The organism is Bradyrhizobium sp. (assembly GCF_016462955.1).
Taxonomy (GTDB): Bacteria; Pseudomonadota; Alphaproteobacteria; order Rhizobiales; family Xanthobacteraceae; genus Bradyrhizobium.
In genome coordinates, this window is record NZ_JAEMSD010000181.1 from 10,494 (window position 1) to 12,038 (window position 1,545).

Here is a 1,545-nt window from a genome sequence, read left to right on the forward strand (position 1 = left end):
CGTCGAAGGCTCGGGCTTCGTGCATCTGTTGTTCTTCGTTCCGGGGATCGACGAGACTCTGCGCGTCGGCGGACGCGGCACGTTGTCGGCCGATCCGGATCTGCTTGCCGCGATGGTCGAGTTCGGCAAGCCGCCCCGCGCGGTCCTCAACGTCGCGGTCAGCGAGGTTTATTTCCACTGCGGCAAGGCACTGATGCGCTCGAACCTATGGTCGTCGGAGAAGATGCAGCGCTCGGTCATGCCGAGCATCGGCACGATCATTCACGACCAGACCGGCCTTGGCGAACCGGCAAGCCAGGAGACCGTGGAAGAGCTTTACAAGACGCAGCTCTAGGTCGCGCGGCAATGATGGTGTCGTCCCGGGGGGCGAAGCGAGCCCGGGATCAATAACCACAGGACGTGGTTTGGCGAAAACTCGGAGTTACCAGCCTCGCGCCACGCTCTGCCCCAGGGTGATGGTCCCCGCTTTCGCGGGGATGACGGCGGAGTGTGTGGCAACGACGTCTGTCGCGACGCTGGAGCCTAATGCCCGTCGCCTTCGAGCCCGCCGACGTGCTTCTGGGTGTAGAGCTCGAGGCCGATGCGGCCGATCAGGTCGAGCTGGGTTTCGAGGAAGTCGATGTGGTGTTCCTCGTCGCTCATCAGCTTCTCGAACAGGTCGCGCGTGACGTAGTCCTTGACGCCGTGGCAGTAGGTCGCCGCTTCCTGATAGAGCGCCCGCGCGCTCATCTCGGCAGCGAGATCGCACTCGATGATCTCCTTGACGTTCTGGCCGATGCGCAAGGGGTCGAGCACCTGCATGTTCGGAAAGCCGTCGAAGAACAGGATACGCTCGGTGAGCTTGTCGGCGTGCTCCATCTCCTCGATCGACTCCTTGCGCCAGACCTTGGCCATGTCCAGGAGGCCCCAATTGTCGAGGAAACGGTAGTGCAGCCAGTACTGATTGATCGCAGTCAGCTCGTGACGCAGCGCCTTGTTGAGATAGTCGATGACTTTTGCGTCGCCCTGCATGGTCCACTCCAGCTCTTGCAGTCCAAATCGGCCCTAACCGAGTTTAGAACGCTTCTAAATGACTTTCGGGAGAAGGGCAACCAGCTACGCAGACGAAGCGGGGGGAAAAGCTCAGCCGAACGTGCTGAAGTTTTCAGCAGGCCGCGAGGGCAAACTCGGCGGGTTCGGCCGTCTCGTCATTGGCGGCCACGGTGTGGGTGTGGGGACAGCCTGTGCAGCAGGACTGCGCGCACGGACCCAGCGCCTCGTCGATGATGGTCTTGATGGTCCGGGCACAGCGACCGCATTCGGCACTACAGCCGAGACATCCATAGACTTGCTTGGCATGACGCACGGCATCGTCGGCCTCGGCGACGGCAGCGCGGATATCCTCATCGCTCAGCACGTTACAGGAACAAACGATCATGGAAGCGGCAGGCCCTTCGGTGATGCGCCATCATCGATATTTAACGAGCCGGCCGGATGCAAAAGGAAAAACCGGTATTTGAAGCTATTCCAAACTGGCTCGATCAAAGCCTAGAACGGCTCTAGAAT

The 1,545-nt window shown here is 60.8% G+C and carries 2 protein-coding genes and 1 pseudogene; 1 reads left to right on the forward strand and 2 read right to left on the reverse strand.

The annotated features are described in order from the left end of the window. Window positions 1–334: pseudogene (locus JHD07_RS19190) on the forward strand (hypothetical protein); the annotation flags it as partial. 188 nt (window positions 335–522) lie between these two features. On the opposite strand, the gene bfr reads toward JHD07_RS19190, so the two are convergent. Together bfr and JHD07_RS19200 are read right to left on the reverse strand one after the other, a co-directional pair. Continuing rightward, entirely contained in the window at window positions 523–1,011 is a 489-nt protein-coding gene (bfr, locus tag JHD07_RS19195; protein WP_291624715.1) for a bacterioferritin, read from the reverse strand. A gap of 133 nt (window positions 1,012–1,144) precedes the next feature. Beyond that, window positions 1,145–1,417 carry a (2Fe-2S)-binding protein gene (locus JHD07_RS19200; RefSeq protein ID WP_291624716.1) on the reverse strand — a complete coding sequence of 91 codons (273 nt, stop codon included), beginning with the start codon at window positions 1,415–1,417 and terminating at the stop codon, window positions 1,145–1,147. Window positions 1,418–1,545 lie beyond the last annotated feature (128 nt).

Excerpts from the sequence above, each read along its gene's own strand:
- JHD07_RS19200 (WP_291624716.1), bottom strand. The coding sequence starts at position 1,417 with ATGATCGTTTGTTCCTGTAACGTGCTGAGCGATGAGGATATCCGCGCT.
- bfr (WP_291624715.1), bottom strand. The coding sequence starts at position 1,011 with ATGCAGGGCGACGCAAAAGTCATCGACTATCTCAACAAGGCGCTGCGT.